The sequence below is a fragment of the Rothia uropygialis genome, assembly GCF_004137765.1.
Classification (GTDB): domain Bacteria; phylum Actinomycetota; class Actinomycetes; order Actinomycetales; family Micrococcaceae; genus Rothia.
The window spans coordinates 163,475-179,144 of record NZ_NOIS01000005.1; the positions used below are offsets into that span (position 1 = coordinate 163,475).

A 15,670-nucleotide genomic window follows, 5' to 3' on the forward strand; every position below is an offset into this window, starting at 1 on the left:
ATGACAACGACGACCGAACTGATCGACGAAGCCATCCGGTGGGTCGAGGCTGATCCCGATCCTCAGACTCAGCGCGAACTCCTGGACTTGGTCAGCCGTGCCGAGACAGCTGAAGGGGAAGCGGAACTGCGCGAGCGTTTCTCCGGGACGCTCCAATTCGGTACCGCTGGGCTGCGCGCCGCACTAGGTGCGGGACCCATGCGCATGAACCGTGCCGTGGTGGCCCAGGCGGCGTACGGAGTCGCGACCTATTTGAAGGAACGAGCGGCCAAGGAGAATTGGAGCTCGACTCCGAGAGCGATCATCGGCTTCGATGCTCGCACCAAGTCGGATGCCTTTGCACGCGATACGGCCGGAATTTTCACGGCGGCTGGCCTCGATGCATTCCTCATGCCGCTTCCTCTGCCCACCCCAGTGTTGGCGTGGGCAACGCGTCTGTTGAAGGCCGACGTCGGGGTCATGGTCACGGCATCGCACAATCCTGCCTCGGACAACGGGTACAAAGTCTATTTGGGCGGTCAAGCGGTTGGCGAAGACGCTCGTGGGGCTCAGATCGTTCCACCAACGGATTCCGAAATCGCGGCGAAAATCGCGCAGGCCCCCACTGTCGATCGCATCGAGCGAGCTGATTCCGGGTGGACCGTGCTCCCGGAACGCATTGCGCGCGACTACGAGCATGAAGTCACTTCACTGATTCCTGGGATGGCCCCCGCGAGCCGCTCCTTGAGCGTGGTCCTGACGCCGATGCACGGCGTGGGAGGCGAGGTCATGTCCTTCGTGTTGTCCCGTGCCGGATTCAATCGCTTGCACGTGGTTCCGGAACAGGCTCTGCCCGACCCCAAGTTCCCGACGGTCACGTTCCCGAACCCCGAAGAGCCTGGCGCAATGGATCTGGCCCTGCAACTGGCCAGGGATCGGGGTGCGGACCTCGTTATCGCCAATGATCCGGATGCGGACCGGGTTGCTTTCGCGGTGCCGGATACGGAAACGGAGGGCGGCTGGCGCATCCTCCGCGGCGACGAAGTGGGTGCGATCATCGGACGAATCATGCTCGAGCGCCTACCGGCCTCGAGTGGGACACGTCGTTATTTCGCCAATTCGATTGTCTCCTCCCGATTGCTCGGGGAAATGGCCAAGGCACACGGGATTGAGCATCGGCAGACCCTGACGGGTTTCAAATGGATCGCAAGGGTGCAGGGCCTGGTCTACGGCTACGAAGAGGCGTTGGGCTATTGTGTGGCACCTGACTTGGTCAAGGACAAAGACGGTATATCGGCCGCCCTCGTCGTTGCGGATTACGCGGCGAAGCTCAAGGACGCCGGGAAGTCGCTCTTGGACGTGCTCGATGAGATTGCCGTCCAACACGGCGTTTATTCGACCGATCAGCTCTCGGTTCGGGTGGAGGACCTGACTCGCATCCGGGCGATGATGGAGCGACTGCGCCAGGGGCAGCCGAAGAAGCTCGGAGGCTCGTCCGTGGTCAAGGTACGAGACCTTGCGCAAGGTTCCAAAAGTCTCCCTCCGACTGAAGGCATTCTGTACCTCACCGAAGACGGTGGGCGTGTCATCGTTCGCCCTTCAGGCACGGAGCCCAAACTCAAGTGCTACCTCGAGGCTGTGGTCCCGGTTGAGGGGCGGGACAGTCTGCCCGAAGCTCGTGCGGTGGCCGAGCAGCGTTTGGCGGAGCTCCGCAAAGATACCGCGGGGGCCCTTGGTGTGGATACGGAGTCGTAGGATTCTACCTGGGCATTATTTTTCGGCCCCCTTTCCGGGGCACTGACTCTTTGAAGATGGAGCACTCATGACCGAAACCAACAACATTCCCGAGAATCTTGCGGGCATGATCGACCACACCATTCTGGCGCCGAATGCTCGCTCGACGGACGTGTTGCGTCTGTGTCAGGAAGCTCGCGATCATGGTTTCGCGTCCGTATGCGTGAACCCGGTATGGGCCAAGTTGGTCGCGCAGGAGCTCGAAGGCAGCGCGGCTGTTGCCTGCGCTGTCGTCGGCTTCCCTCTCGGTGCTGCCAGCACTGACACCAAGGTTTTCGAGGCCGCCACCGCTTTGGCGGACGGGGCACGCGAGATCGACATGGTGATTAATATAGCGGCTGCCCTGGAGTCGGACGAGGATGCACTGACGGCCGATATCAAGGCCGTGGCGGACGCCGTGCACGAACGCGAGGGGTTGCTCAAAGTCATTATCGAGACCTGCCTTCTCGACGAGACCCAGAAAGTCCTCGCTTGCAAGGCAGCCGTGGCCGCAGGGGCGGACTTCGTCAAGACGTCCACGGGTTTTTCGACCGGTGGAGCCACTGTCGAGGACGTCGAGCTCATGAGGAAGACCGTCGGCCCGGACATCGGAGTCAAGGCGTCCGGAGGTATCCGAACCCGGGAGGACGCGCTGACCATGATCGGGGCCGGCGCAAACCGGATCGGAGCATCGAAGGGCATCGAAATCATCGGGGCAAGCTAAACGGCCGGACAGCTCTTATACTAGAGAAGACTCGATATCGACTCTGCGTCACCCCAAGTGATGCTTGAGTGACCAACCTTGAGGAATGAGGATCGCATGACCCACGGAGAAGAATCGGCGTTCAGGGAAGGGGCAGCCGACTACGCACAGAATTCGGAGGCGTACCCGTCGAACCAGAAGGTCCGGAGTCATTCCGGAGAAGGCCACACGGTCAGCAACCTGTTGACCTTCATCTTCTGCATGATTCTGCTGGTCGCGTCCTTCTATTGCTTCGGCCTGTGGATCTCCGATTCCAAGGCATGGTTGCCTTTCGCGATCGCGATCGTCCTGTATGGATTGACCTTCATGGTGCCCCTCAACATCCTTCGGGGCAAAACCGCCAAGGATTCCCCCGGGGGCAAAGAACTGACTCAGCTCTAGGCTCTCCGAAAAGCGCCCCTTCCAAACCGTGACGTCGGTGAGGAATGAATCAAGCCACGATGGATACCGACCTGGACGGGTCAGCATCCATCGTGGCTTTTCATTGATTAAGGCCGAAAGCGATGTCGAAGCCTTCACCTCAAGTGGCTCTCCGCCGGCTCAGGAACGGCTCGCCGCCAGAGGACGCGGCGGTCTCGCGTACGAAGCCGCCCGTCAGGACCATCGGGACAGGCCCGGCGCCCCAAGCCTCTAGCTCAGAACCGCGTCGATGAACCCTTCGACCCACTCGAGAATCTGGTCATCGACCAGGTCTTTGCCACCCACGGGCGCGGACTTCGGCTTGGGGACCAGTATTTGCTTCTGCTCGGTACCTTGCACGACCTTGATGAGCGAGTTCGGGTACATGCGGTTCAGGCGCATCTCACGGGATTCGGCCAAGTTCACCGGGTAGAACCGAATCTTCGGTCCCATGACCATGATCTCGGTAAGCCCCGCCGACCTCGCCTTGATGCGCAGTCGCGCAATCTTGAGGAGGTTCTCGGCAGGTTGCGGCAATTCACCGTAACGGTCACGCAGTTCAGCTCCGACCTCGTCAACGGCTTCGTCACTCGCCGCAGCCGCTAGGTTGCGGTATGCCTCCAACCGGAGCCGCTCCCCCGGAACGTAATCGTGTGGCAGATGAGCATCCACGGGGAGCTCGATCTTCATCTCGGCAGGAGCCTCTTCCTGCTCCTCGCCTCGGTAGTCGGCGACGGCCTCGCCGACCAAACGCAAATACAGGTCAAAACCCACTCCCGCGATGTGCCCGGACTGCTCACCGCCGAGAAGGTTACCGGCACCACGGATTTCCAGATCCTTCATAGCCAGCTGCATACCTGCGCCGAGCTCGTTATGAGCCGCCACGGCCTTGAGCCGTTCCAGGGCGACCTCGCCCAGCGGCTTCTCGAGAGGATACAAGAAATAGGCATAGGCACGTTCGCGCCCTCGGCCAACTCGGCCACGGAGCTGGTGAAGTTGCGAAAGCCCGTAATTATTCGCCCGGTCCACAATCAGCGTGTTGGCATTGGAAATATCCAGGCCCGTCTCCACGATCGTGGTGCATACCAGAACGTCGAATCGTTTCTCCCAGAAATCGACGATGATCTGTTCGAGCCGGGCTTCGCTCATCTGTCCGTGAGCCACGGCGATGCGGGCTTCCGGAACAAGTTTTTGCAGGTCGGAAGCGACCCGGTCGATCGAGGAGACCCTGTTGTGGACGTAGAAGACCTGGCCCTCGCGCATCAGCTCACGACGCACTGCCGCAGCGACCTGCTTTTCGGTGTGCGGTCCCACGAAAGTAAGGACCGGATGCCTTTCCTCGGGAGGCGTCGCCAACGTTGAAGTCTCTCGAATACCGGTCAGCGACATCTCCAGCGTTCGGGGAATCGGCGTCGCGGACATGGCCAACACGTCAACGTTGGTCCGCAACGTCTTCAGTTTTTCCTTGTGCTCGACGCCGAATCGCTGCTCTTCATCGATGATCACCAACCCGAGGTCTTTGAAAGTGATGTCCGATGAAAGCAACCGGTGCGTGCCGATGACGACGTCGATGGTTCCGTCGGTAATTCCGGATTCGACCGCTTTGGATTCTTTGGGTGTCTGGAAACGCGAAAGAGTCGCGACCCGGACGGGGAACCCACTGAAGCGTTCGGTGAACGTCTCGGAATGTTGTTGAGCCAGCAGCGTCGTCGGCACGAGGATTGCTACCTGTTTTCCGTCCTGAACGGCCTTGAATGCGGCCCGCACGGCAACCTCGGTTTTGCCGTACCCGACATCGCCCGAAATCAACCGGTCCATCGGGATTTCCCGCTCCATGTCGGCCTTGACCTCGTTGATCGTCGTCAGCTGGTCGGGGGTCTCCACGTACGGGAACGCCTCTTCCAGTTCCCGTTGCCAGGGCGTATCCGGAGCAAAGGCATGGCCGCGTGAAGCCATGCGTGCCGAATACAAGCGGATGAGGTCGGCAGCGATCTCTTTGACGGCTTTTCGGGCCCGTGACTTTGTCTTCGCCCAGTCGGAGCCGCCCATCTTGGACAGCGTGGGTGCATCACCGCCAACATAGTTGGTGACCTGGTCCAATTGATCCGTCGGAACGAAAAGCCGGTCCCGCGGCGCCCCACGCTTCGACGAAGCGTACTCCAGAACCAAGTACTCCTTCATCGGCTTCGGCTGGCCAGGCTTGACCATGGCCCCGGCAATGGGCCGCTGAATCAGCTCGACGAACTGCCCGATACCGTGCTGCTCGTGAACAACGTAATCCCCGGGCTTGAGCGCGAGCGGGTCCACCGCGTTGCGACGGCGCCGAGCGGGGAGTTTCCTCATGTCACGCGTCGTATAGGGGCTGGCCTTGCCCAGGACGTCGGATTCCGTCAGAAGAGCAATCTTCGCTTCTTCGAGGACGAATCCGGTTCCGTGAGGCGAGGTCGTGAGCTCGATGATGCCCGGCTGCGGCTCCTCATCGAGGTCCTCACGTCGGGCGGCAGGCAGGTCGGCCCCCTGGAACAATTCGGTCAATCGATTCAACGGGCCCGGGCCGTCCGTAACCGCCACGACCTGCCACCCGTTGCGCACGTGATCGCCCACGACATCGAGCATTGCATCCACGTTCCCCGCGAAGGTCAATGGGGCCCGAACCGAAATCGTCAGGCTGTCGGCCTCGTCCTCGATCGCCTCGTCTACTCCCAAGGACGTGATGGACCACCAGCCGTGCCCCAACTCCAGGGCTTCGCTTCGCGCATCCGAGACTGACATGAAACTGGCCTGGGCCAGGCCCGTCTCGTTGATGTCGATGGGAGCCTGCTGCCCGTTGGAGGCCTGCTCCCATGCGGCGAGAAGGAATTCCTCGTTCGTGGCGACCAGGTCCGCGGCACGCGTACGAACCTTTTCCGGCTCCAGAAGAACTGTCATCGAGTCCTTCGGCAAGGAAGCGATCAGAGTCGTCATCTCGTCCACGAGGAGAGGAGCCAGGGATTCCATACCCTCCACATAGATTCCGCCCGCGATTCTCTCCAACATGGATTCGGCGCCCGGCAGCGTATTCTTCAATGTCGCGGCCCGAGACATGACGTTTGGGGTGATCAGGATTTCCCGGCACGGCGGAGCGATCAGCTCCGTCGGGTCCTCCCCTTCTTTGGGGGTGAATGTGCGCTGGTCGGCGATCGCGAACCATTTCATCTGGTCGATCTCGTCGCCAAAAAAGTCGATGCGGACGGGATGGTCCTCGATGGGAGAGAAAACATCCAGAATCCCTCCGCGTACCGCGAATTCACCGCGCTTGGTCACCAAGTCCACACGCGAATACGCCGCTGAGGCCAGTGCCTCGACCGTCTCTTCGAAGTCATGTTCTTCACCCACCCCCAGGCGCACGGGCTTCATGGACTCCAAACTTGCAGAAATAGGCTGGAGAACGGAACGGATGGGTGCGATGACCACGCGCACGACGTCCTGGGCTTCCGAGATCCTGCGTAGCACGGCCAAGCGCTGTCCCACCGTGTCCGAGCGCGGCGACAGTCTTTCGTGAGGCAACGTCTCCCACGCCGGGAAACGTGTCACGCTGCCCGGATCCAGGTAGGATCCCAGGATCCCTTCGAGGTCCTCGGCTTCACGGTCGGTGGCGGTGATCGCCAGGACCACAGGTGCGTGCTGATCCGTTTCCCCGATCAGGCCCTGTTCGGTCGCCGCGCCCAGACCATCGGTGACTTGTGCCACAAGTGGCGCGCGGAGTCCTTCCGCGGCACCGATCACGGTCTCCGCGGAGCGCTCGGCTGACGCACGAGATGCCTGAGCCAGAACATTGGCGAAAGTCGGTTCCTTGTCGAGGGCTTTTCGCAACCCGATGAGGCTCATAAAACGCAGTCCTTGAATGGTCGGGGTCTGGGATTGCACCCGGTTTTGGGCACGCAGAAAGCGCCCGAATTCTTTCGAGACACACGGGCGATGCTCGGCATGGAACCGAACGAACCCTACATTACGCCCGTCGTCGATCCCGCTCCACGGGCCCATGCTCCAGGCTTAACCACCCTGCAAGGCTCGGCCCGGGTTCGGCCGCGTTCTTCCCGCTAGACTGAGCCTGAATCTGTTCACCGAACTGAATTGAGTTATTCATGGCTATGAAGGAATCACACACCATCAACGCTCCGATCGACCGTGTCATCGAAGCCTTCAGCTCGGAAGACTTTGCGCGGCATGTAGCGCAGAAGGCCGGAGTCGAGTTCCAGAGCCTTTCCGTCGACGGAGAGACCTCGGGCCCGTTCACCGTGACCACCGTCCGCGGCGTCGGTGCGGACAAAGTTCCCAGCGTCGCTCAGAAGTTCGTGAGCAACGGCGTCAAGTTGACCCAGGTGGATGAATACAGCGCCCCTCGAGAGGACGGCTCGCGCACGATCGAGACCAAGATCGATGTCGCAGGCCTCCCGGTCTCTGCGACGGCTCACCAGGATCTGAAGTCCCAGGGCGAGCAGACCGTCGTCGACGTCGAGGGCGATGTCAAAGCAAATATCCCGTTGGTCGGCAAGAAAATTTCCGCCGCCGCCGAACCGTACATCGGCAAGGCACTTTCATTGCAGAGCACGACCGCCGAAGCCTGGATCAAGAACCACAGCTAGCCCCGTCTCTGGGTGATACAGCGGCGTCTTCCGTCCAGCGTGCACGTCTTCATCTTCGGCTGAATTCGGCAGTGCCCGGAAGGCGCCGCTAGCGTAAGTAAGAACCGCCAAGATCGCACCATGAGGAAGAAATGACGACGACACTCGCGCAAGAGGGCTATCACCAGAGCAAATTCGGTATGAAACTGCGTGAGGGCAACACTGGTGGTCTTCTGATGATCGCCGCGATGGTTCTCGGCTTGCTCTTCGCCAATACGGCGCTGTCCGACGGATATTTCGGCCTCCGCGACGCGCACCTCGGTATTGCCGGTGTCGACAGCGCTTTTCATACGGTCGGCGAGTGGGCTTCCGAAGGCCTCCTGGCCGTGTTCTTCTTCATGACCGGACTCGAGCTCAAGTCCGAATTCGTCGATGGTGAGCTCCGACGCATCAAGAAGGCCGTCGTGCCCGTGGTCGCCGCGTTCGGCGGCGTCGCCATGCCGGCGATCATTTATGCCGTGATCAATCTGGTCTGGGGAGACTCTGCGACCTTGCGAGGATGGGCCACCCCCACGGCCACGGACATCGCTTTCGCCGTATCGGTGCTCGCCGTGGTCGGCTCCGCACTTCCGACGGCGATGCGAACCTTCCTGCTGACACTTGCCGTCGTCGACGACCTGATCGCGATTGTGATCATCGCATTCGTCTACTCTGAAGGCGTCAATTTCCTCTACTTGGGCCTGGCTGTCCTTCCCGCCGTACTTTTCTGGGTTCTGACCCACAAGTGGCCCCGGTTCTTTGCCCACAGCGCCTGGGGCGCCTGGGTCATCCTATTGCCCATCGGCCTCCTAACCTGGATCCTCATTTACTCGGCGGGTATTCACGCTACGATCGCGGGCGTCGTGCTGGGCTTCATGGTTCCCGTTCTGCATCGCTCCAAACCGCGTGCGGGCGAAGCCCCGATCGGCCTGGCACCGCGTCTTTCGCACCGTTTCGCGCCGCTGTCGAATGGCATTGCGATACCCGTTTTCGCTTTCTTCGCTTCCGGCGTTGCCGTGGGCGGCTGGTCCGGAATCGTCGACGCCTTCTCGGATCCGGTGGCAATCGGCGTCGTCGTCGGTCTCGTGCTGGGCAAGACCATAGGAATCTTCGGGTCGACGTGGATTCTGACACATATTTCAGGGGCCGAGATCGACGAGGACATGAAATGGATCGATGTCTTCGGTCTCGCAATGATGGGCGGAATCGGTTTTACCGTCGCGTTGCTCGTCGCCGAGCTGAGCTTCGGCCTGGGAACCATCCACGACGATCACGCCAAGGTCGGTGTGCTGACCGGTTCTCTTCTCTCCGCAATTCTCGGCGGCACTCTGCTGGGAATTCGCAATGCCCACTACAAGCGCCTCCGAGCACAAGGAATCCCTGTGGACACGTATGACGGCGACGAGCCGGATGAGCTCGAGGCAACGGAGGCCTTTGCCCAGGACGATCCCGACGCTGCGGATTCGCGTCCTCGTTCGTAAAGCCGCTCAGGCCCCGGAGACGCCCGCTTCTTTTGCGGCTTCTTCGGCCGCTACCCATGAAAGCATTGCGCACTTGACGCGGGCCACGAATTTCGAAACCCCCGCGAATGCAGCGGCGTCGCCCAAGGTTTCTTCGTCCGGCTCGACGCGGCCGCGCGAACGAAGCATCTCGCGAAATTCGTCGACCATTCGGTAGAACTCATCGGTGGTCATGCCGGGGGCCATCTCGGACAAGACGGAAGCGGCAGCCATCGAAATGGAGCACCCATCTCCCTCCCAGGACAGGGCCTCGATTCGCCGACCACGTTCGTCGAGCGAAATACGCACGTTGATTTCGTCGCCGCACGTCGGGTTGTACTGGTGGTTCTCGGCGGAGTATCCCGTCTGCGAAGCCGGCAGCCCTTCCCCTGAGCGCTTGCGGGAATGATCCAGGATGATCTGCTGATACAGCTGATCAAGGTCGCTCATGAGTGATTACTTCCTGTGCTTTCTTTAGAGACCGAAGAATCCGCGGACGCCGCTCAATCCCTCGAGGAAACGGTCCACGTCATCGGTTGTGTTGTAGATGTACGCGCTGGCCCGGGTAGAGGCGTTGATGCCGAGGCGACGATGCAGCGGTTGGGCGCAATGGTGACCCACCCGTACCGCTATTGACCGGGTATCCAGCAGCTGCCCTACGTCGTGCGGGTGAACTCCCTCGACGTGGACCGACACCAGCCCCGCTCTTTCGCGTCCAGGTGCAGGACCGAGCAAGCGAACACCGTCGATCTCGGAGACTCCTTGGGCGAGACGACGGCCGAGCTGGGCTTCCCACGCGTGAACGTTCTCCATCCCGATTCCATCGAGATAGCGCACCGCCTCGGCGAGAGCGACCGTTTGGGACACACGTTGCGTTCCGGCTTCGAAACGCATGGGCGGATCCATGAACCGTGCCTCGTCCATGGTGACCTTGGTGATCATGGAACCACCGGTGAGGAACGGTGGCATGGCCCTGAGGAGCTCGTAGCGCCCGTAGAGCGCCCCGATCCCGGTTGGTCCCAGCATCTTGTGACCTGAGAATGCCGCGAAATCGACTCCCAATTCCGCAAAATCAACGGGCATATGAGGAACCGACTGGCAGGCGTCCAGAACGGTCACCGCATCGTACTTCTTTGCCAGGGCCACTAACCGTGGAACATCCGTGATGGAGCCCAACACATTGGATACGTGGGTGAAAACCAGGACCCGCGTTCTGGGCCCGACGATGCTTTCCGCGGCTTCTTCGTCGAGCAGCCCTTGGTCGTCGAGCGGGATATAGCGCAGCGTTGCGCCGGTCCGGGCGGCCAGTTGCTGCCAGGGAATGAGGTTCGCGTGATGTTCGATCTCGGTCGTCACGATCTCGTCCCCAGGTCCCAGCGCAAAGCGCTCCGACTCAGGTTTTCCCAAGCCTGCCGAGGCGTTGGAGAAAGAGTAGGCGACGAGGTTGATCGCCTCGGTCGCGTTGGAGGTCCATACCAATTCGTTCTCGTCCGCACCGACGAATTGGGCGACGACGCGCCGCGATTCCTCGAAAGCATCGGTCGCACTAACGGCAAGGCTGTGGGCCCCACGGTGCACGGCCGAGTTCCGCTGCTCGTAGTAGTCCCGCTCCGCATCGAGCACCTGAACCGGATTCTGGCTCGTCGCCCCCGTGTCGAGGTAAACCAGGCGGTTCCCGTCCACTTCGTGGGAGAGGATGGGGAAGTCTCGGATCAATCGCTCGACTTTGGCATCATCGAGCGGGCCTGTGGCCGCAGGAGAATTCCGATGGATCGAATTACTCATGATCCCCATCCTAGGACCCGCCGACCCGCACATCAGCGGGACTGCCTTTCGGCTTAACGTGCATGGAATTTGTGTTGCGCTTCGGCAAGCCCCTGCGTCATGATCATTTCAACGGCGTCCGCCGAGTCTTCCAGAAGCAGTGGGAGGTGTTTGGTCTCGGAGGACGCGAAATTCTTCAAGACGTAGTCGGCGGTGTCCATGCGTCCGGGAGGCCGGCCGACGCCGACCCTCACCCTCACATAATCCTTAGTACCCAGCGCCTTGGTGATGTCGCGCAGCCCGTTGTGGCCGCCTTCTCCCCCGCCCTTTTTCAATTTGATGGTCTCGAACGGAATATCGATCTCATCGTGCACGGCGATCACGTGATCCGGGTCGACGTCGTAGAACTTCGCGAGCGCAGAGGTCGGGCCACCTGAGGTATTCATGTACCCCGTGGATTTGGCCAGCACCACGCGCGGGCCACCGATTCCCAAACGCCCTTCGACCACCACGGCGGATGCTTTGTGTCTCTTAAAAGTCGCTCCCATGCTCCGGGCGATGGTATCCACGACCATTTGGCCGACATTGTGACGCGTGTTGGCGTATTGAGGACCAGGATTTCCGAGTCCCACGACCAACCAAGTTTCAGCCACGCTATTCCTCCTTCAGTCCGAACCACCCGGCGTCGACGATTCTCGTTCCATTCTTGCCCGCCTCAAGTACCTCTTCGTACCGCCAGGCAAGGGAAAGGCCCGTCGATGTCGATCGACGGGCCTTTCCTTTCGACAGAGCGAGTATTACTCGCTGTCCTCCTCGGAGGACTCCTCTTCGGAGGAACCTTCGCCTTCTTCGGCTTCGGCCCCTTCCTCGGGCTCTTCGCCAAGGTCCTGCTCGACCTCTTCGGAGATGTTCACAATGATGAGGTCTTCCTCGGACACGAGGTTGACGCCTTCCGGCAGCTCAAGGTCCGCTGCGGTGACGTGCTCGCCATCGCCACGGCCGGCGAGGTCAACGAGGACTTCCTCGGGAACGTCCAAAGCGTCGGCGTCGACGACGACGACCTGCTCGGGCTGGGTCCACAGGTTACCGGGGGCAACCTCGCCCTCGACCGTAACCGGAATTTCAACCTCGACGCGCTCGCCGCGGCGAACCGTCAAGAGGTCAACGTGGTAGATCTCGGGACGGATCGAGTGACGCTGGATGTCCTTGATCATGGCCAAGTGGCTCTTGCCCTCGATGTCCAGGGACAAAACAGCGTTGGGGTTACGAGCGGCCATCATGGTGGCGTGACCCGGGAGAACGATGTGGATGGGGTCTTCGCCGTGTCCGTAGATCACGGCGGGAATCTTGTCCGCGCGGCGGATGCGGCGAGCCGCGCCCTTACCGAATTCGTCGCGGGATTCCGCGGAGATCTTTGTGCGGTCAGCCATGCTGAACCACCTTTCGTATCGGAACTAGTTCTTCAGTGCGCCAAGTTGATTCGAACTGGCGCGGTTCCATACGGGCGATTGCCCACGGTGTTTCGCTGACCAGCCATCGTCGATTACGGAGGATTGCGCCTCCCTCGCCTTGGCATACCTATCTATTATGTGGTGCCCGAATGCCCGGCGCAACCTCATCGTTCCTTCAGCACCAGCGGATACGGCAACTACCGCCTCGAACTTCTCGGCCCGTACCCGTCGGCAGCCCGGCCGTCCGCACCGAAGACCTGCTCCTGACTCGATTGGTGTTTCCTCGCCCAGACCCTGTGGATTGTCCAGAGGAGCGCCAGCCCCACCACGGTTCCAAGAATTCCGCCCAGCGAGTTGAACACTGCGTCGACGGGGTCGAATATACGACCGGGCAGAAATGCATACTGAAAGAATTCGATGAAACTTGATCCGAGAATTGCGAGAATCCACCAGACCCATATTCTGATTCGGGGAAATGCTAATACCAAGCACGCCGTCAAAGGGACAAACACCATGGCATTCATGCCCCGCTCCACACTCTCCGGTGAAATGTGATGACGGAGCCACGGTGTTGGGGTGAGGATCCGCCAGATGTTGATGAGGGTCTGACCAATCTGTGCACCATTCGGCCAGAAGAAGCACACCGCCGCGATCATCGCCAACACGGCGAATACGGTGACCGCCAACCTTCTGAGCGGGCGCATCAATTCGGTGTGGCGAAGACCCTGACGAATTCCGGGCAAGAAGACTGGTCCAGGCACGTACGCTTCCTTCTTCGGTGTTAGATTATTGACTGTCGATCCGCGGGTCCGGGGATCCATCCCGAATGCTACTCGACCCGTCTTCGTAGTATTTCCGCACGAAATGACTTTCAGGGCAGGTGGGGCCGCCCTCGAGGGATTGTATGACGTTATTGGACTTTATTAGGTTGACTAGGGAAAACATTCTTTTGCCCTCCATCGGGGTGATTCTCGGAGGTTTCATCGGATTTTGTGTGGCCACCGTTCCGAAGCAAGATCCGACGGTACGAACACTTGCTCGGGACTCTACATATTGAGCGAAATCACGAAGGGGGACTCGTGGACGCTTACGAACTGGGCGACCGTATCAAGCTCGCCCACGCCAACCTGCAAGCCGTTGCGGACTCATCCGGTATCGACATACTGCACGTCAAAGGCTATGCGGCCCTGGACGGTTTTTACCCGACGTCGCGGTTCAGCACCGATGCGGATATTCTGGTTCGTCCGAGCCAAGTCGAGGACTTGATCGGCCACTTGGTCAGGCTGAATTGGGAGCGGGTAACGGGATTCACCTCGGGGTCCGCTTTCCAGCATGCCGCTACCTATCGTCATTCCTGGTGGGGAGCGGTGGATATTCACCGGAATTTCCCGGGAATTCAATGCGCCCCGGAAGACGGATTCGACCTTTTGTGGTCCGGCCGGCAGACGGCGCCCATTGCCCATTTTCCGTGCACCGTGCCTGCCTACCTCGACCAATTGCTGATCATCCTTCTGCATGCGGGCAGGGACGGTTACCGAGGTACGCAGGACGCCGCTTATATCCGCAGCATTCTCTCAGACGCTGACATGGAAGATATTCGGCGGCGTGCTGGACAGCTCCGCGGGGAAGTCGCTCTGGCGGCGTCTCTGGGGGAGCTCGAGGAGTACCGGAACCACCCCGATTATCTGCTGTGGAGGTTCATGTCCCAAGGCGGGTCCCGGCTCGATGAATGGGTTGCACGCTGGAGCGCGGCGAGGACTACACGCGACAAGATTGCGGTCGCGACGTCGGCACTCATGGTGAACCAAGACCATTTGGCGATACGACTCGGCCACAAACCTTCCAGACTGGATATCGCTTCGGAGTGGATGGCCAGGAACCGTCAAGCGGGGAGCGAGGCTGTGCAACGCCTTGTGAAGATGTGGGGACAGCGTTCGAGAGATGAGGACAATGGTCAGAATCGCTGCTGATGTCGCTTGGGTACGTTCTACCGGCCCGGCCGACGAGTACTGCCTGTTGGCTCGCGTCCCGGAACAGAAACCGATCCAGCTGTCCGGTTCTGCCGTGGACCTGTGGCTATGTTGGGCTGATGGACAGAGCCTGGACCAGACGGTCGACTTCCTGTCTTCCATTTATTCCTTACCCGCCTCACGGATACGCCCCGAGGCCGAGAAACTGTTTCGGAAGCTGGTGGATGAAGGTTATCTGGAGACCGACCACCCCGTGGCCGAGGACTAGAAATCTTCGCCGAACTTGCGGAGATGTCCCCTGAGTTGCCTCTCGAACCTGGACTGGCCGAAGGATCTGGCGTGTTGCTGGATACGAGTCGGCTCGAAATCGGAGGGTGAGAATTCGTCCATTGCCCGCCGGATCGCTTCGGGCTCTGGGGTGTCGATGAATTGGCCTGTGACGCCGGGTTTGATCGTGTCCAGGAATCCACCGGCCCGCAACGCAAGAGTCGGTTTTCCGTAAGCCGCACCCTCCAACGGAGTAATGCCGAAATCCTCATAGGAGACCGCGAGAACGGCTGAGCAGTGCGAGTACGCCCACCGCATCTGGGCGTCATCGAGATTGCTTGTCAGGCGAACGTTTTCGGGAGCCGTTGCACGCAGTTGGCTTTCCATCGGACCTGCGCCGATCACGACGAGCCGGTGCCGTGTTCCACGAACTGCCTCGATGGCGTGCTGGACGTTCTTGTATGGAAGCAACCTCGAGACCACGAGGAAGAATTCATTGCTCCCCCAGTCGATGCCGGGAATGCTTTTTCGGATGGCGTTCGCGTCCACGTTGTGGGGCGGGTAGATGATGGGAGCTTCCAAGCCGTAGACGGACCGGATCCTTTCCTGGACGACCGTGGAATTGGCAATATACGGATGACCGTCCGCTGTAGCGGCCCACTGGTCCCACCGTGTGAGGGCAGGCTTCAGGAGGTCCAGAACCCGAGCCGTCAGAGTACCTGCGGCTCTGTCTCCCATGTACTGGTCACGCCGATAGAGCCAACGTGCCGGGCTATGGCAGTAAACCACCTTCCCACCGGACACGTTGAAACCGTGTGCCCAGCCGGTCGATGACACGATGGTCAGCTTGGCGGGCACCCGGAACAGCGTGGCGGCGAGGGGAAGAAGCGGAAGTGCGAGCCTGTGCCTTCTTCGGAGGAAGCTGATTCTGTTCAGTGGGGATGTGCGGACGTCGGCTTCTTTGAATTCCGGAAACGTGGCTTCGGGATCGTACAGCGTTGTGTATATGGGTGCTTCCGGAAAGATTTTGTGCAACGCCAGGACTACTCGCTCTGCTCCCCCGCGCTGCGTCAGGTAGTCGTGGGCTATCGCGATCGGAAAGTCCCCGGCCGAGCTCCTGGTTGTCAGACGATGGGCCACTTGGGCAATGATCTTGTACACC

The 15,670-nt window shown here is 60.4% G+C and carries 14 protein-coding genes; 7 read left to right on the top strand and 7 right to left on the bottom strand.

From position 1 onward, the window contains the following. The 3 genes from EWV35_RS11865 (at nt 1) to EWV35_RS11875 (ending at nt 2,896) form a co-directional block, all read left to right on the top strand. Nucleotides 1–1,734: a phospho-sugar mutase gene (locus tag EWV35_RS11865; protein ID WP_129662170.1), complete on the top strand. Its 1,734-nt coding sequence runs from the start codon at nt 1–3 to the stop codon at nt 1,732–1,734. A gap of 67 nt (nt 1,735–1,801) precedes the next feature. Next, complete coding sequence (deoC, locus tag EWV35_RS11870) at nt 1,802–2,476, top strand: deoxyribose-phosphate aldolase (protein ID WP_129662172.1); 675 nt, start codon at nt 1,802–1,804, stop codon at nt 2,474–2,476. Nucleotides 2,477–2,572: 96 nt separating this feature from the next. Then, nucleotides 2,573–2,896 carry a DUF1772 domain-containing protein gene (locus EWV35_RS11875; RefSeq protein ID WP_129662174.1) on the top strand — a complete coding sequence of 108 codons (324 nt, stop codon included), beginning with the start codon at nt 2,573–2,575 and terminating at the stop codon, nt 2,894–2,896. A gap of 249 nt (nt 2,897–3,145) precedes the next feature. On the opposite strand, the gene mfd is transcribed toward EWV35_RS11875, so the two are convergent. After that, entirely contained in the window at nt 3,146–6,781 is a 3,636-nt protein-coding gene (gene mfd / locus EWV35_RS11880; RefSeq protein ID WP_129662176.1) for a transcription-repair coupling factor, read from the bottom strand. Nucleotides 6,782–7,038: 257 nt separating this feature from the next. Here mfd and EWV35_RS11885 point away from each other — a divergent pair, with 257 nt between their 5' ends. Continuing rightward, the gene (locus tag EWV35_RS11885; RefSeq protein ID WP_129662178.1) at nt 7,039–7,539 is read left to right on the top strand and encodes a DUF2505 domain-containing protein; all 501 of its coding nucleotides are present in this window, start codon (nt 7,039–7,041) and stop codon (nt 7,537–7,539) included. Between the two features lie 131 nt (nt 7,540–7,670). Continuing rightward, nucleotides 7,671–9,038 carry a Na+/H+ antiporter NhaA gene (gene nhaA / locus EWV35_RS11890; RefSeq protein ID WP_129662179.1) on the top strand — a complete coding sequence of 456 codons (1,368 nt, stop codon included), beginning with the start codon at nt 7,671–7,673 and terminating at the stop codon, nt 9,036–9,038. Between the two features lie 6 nt (nt 9,039–9,044). On the opposite strand, the gene sufU is transcribed toward nhaA, so the two are convergent. The 5 genes from sufU to EWV35_RS11915 form a co-directional block, all read right to left on the bottom strand. Then, nucleotides 9,045–9,506 carry a Fe-S cluster assembly sulfur transfer protein SufU gene (sufU, locus tag EWV35_RS11895; protein ID WP_129662181.1) on the bottom strand — a complete coding sequence of 154 codons (462 nt, stop codon included), beginning with the start codon at nt 9,504–9,506 and terminating at the stop codon, nt 9,045–9,047. Between the two features lie 24 nt (nt 9,507–9,530). Then, the gene (locus tag EWV35_RS11900; RefSeq protein WP_129662183.1) at nt 9,531–10,841 is read right to left on the bottom strand and encodes a SufS family cysteine desulfurase; all 1,311 of its coding nucleotides are present in this window, start codon (nt 10,839–10,841) and stop codon (nt 9,531–9,533) included. Nucleotides 10,842–10,894: 53 nt separating this feature from the next. Next, a complete protein-coding gene (gene pth, locus EWV35_RS11905) occupies nt 10,895–11,473 on the bottom strand; it encodes an aminoacyl-tRNA hydrolase (protein WP_129662185.1) in 579 nt (192 codons plus the stop codon). A gap of 144 nt (nt 11,474–11,617) precedes the next feature. Continuing rightward, nucleotides 11,618–12,250: a 50S ribosomal protein L25/general stress protein Ctc gene (locus EWV35_RS11910; protein WP_129360681.1), complete on the bottom strand. Its 633-nt coding sequence runs from the start codon at nt 12,248–12,250 to the stop codon at nt 11,618–11,620. Nucleotides 12,251–12,468: 218 nt separating this feature from the next. After that, nucleotides 12,469–13,032, bottom strand: a complete 564-nt coding sequence (locus EWV35_RS11915) for a VanZ family protein (RefSeq protein WP_165168554.1) — start codon at nt 13,030–13,032, stop codon at nt 12,469–12,471. A 318-nt stretch (nt 13,033–13,350) separates the two neighbouring features. Between EWV35_RS11915 and EWV35_RS11920 the strand changes: the two genes are divergently transcribed. Both EWV35_RS11920 and EWV35_RS11925 read left to right on the top strand, forming a co-directional pair. Then, nucleotides 13,351–14,241, top strand: a complete 891-nt coding sequence (locus EWV35_RS11920) for a nucleotidyltransferase family protein (protein WP_165168556.1) — start codon at nt 13,351–13,353, stop codon at nt 14,239–14,241. Then, nucleotides 14,222–14,509: a PqqD family protein gene (locus EWV35_RS11925; RefSeq protein ID WP_129662191.1), complete on the top strand. Its 288-nt coding sequence runs from the start codon at nt 14,222–14,224 to the stop codon at nt 14,507–14,509. Before EWV35_RS11920 ends, EWV35_RS11925 begins: the two co-directional genes overlap by 20 nt. Here the strand turns inward: EWV35_RS11925 and EWV35_RS11930 are convergent. Continuing rightward, nucleotides 14,506–15,669, bottom strand: a complete 1,164-nt coding sequence (locus EWV35_RS11930) for a glycosyltransferase (protein WP_238654480.1) — start codon at nt 15,667–15,669, stop codon at nt 14,506–14,508. The two genes, EWV35_RS11925 and EWV35_RS11930, sit on opposite strands and share 4 nt — an antisense overlap. Nucleotide 15,670: the final 1 nt, after the last annotated feature.

Coding starts and splice junctions, on each gene's coding strand:
- EWV35_RS11900 (WP_129662183.1), bottom strand. CDS start 10,841: ATGAGTAATTCGATCCATCGGAATTCTCCTGCGGCCACAGGCCCGCTC.
- EWV35_RS11925 (WP_129662191.1), top strand. CDS start 14,222: ATGGTCAGAATCGCTGCTGATGTCGCTTGGGTACGTTCTACCGGCCCG.
- EWV35_RS11910 (WP_129360681.1), bottom strand. CDS start 12,250: ATGGCTGACCGCACAAAGATCTCCGCGGAATCCCGCGACGAATTCGGT.
- EWV35_RS11875 (WP_129662174.1), top strand. CDS start 2,573: ATGACCCACGGAGAAGAATCGGCGTTCAGGGAAGGGGCAGCCGACTAC.
- nhaA (WP_129662179.1), top strand. CDS start 7,671: ATGACGACGACACTCGCGCAAGAGGGCTATCACCAGAGCAAATTCGGT.
- mfd (WP_129662176.1), bottom strand. CDS start 6,781: ATGAGCCTCATCGGGTTGCGAAAAGCCCTCGACAAGGAACCGACTTTC.
- EWV35_RS11865 (WP_129662170.1), top strand. CDS start 1: ATGACAACGACGACCGAACTGATCGACGAAGCCATCCGGTGGGTCGAG.
- deoC (WP_129662172.1), top strand. CDS start 1,802: ATGACCGAAACCAACAACATTCCCGAGAATCTTGCGGGCATGATCGAC.
- EWV35_RS11885 (WP_129662178.1), top strand. CDS start 7,039: ATGGCTATGAAGGAATCACACACCATCAACGCTCCGATCGACCGTGTC.
- sufU (WP_129662181.1), bottom strand. CDS start 9,506: ATGAGCGACCTTGATCAGCTGTATCAGCAGATCATCCTGGATCATTCC.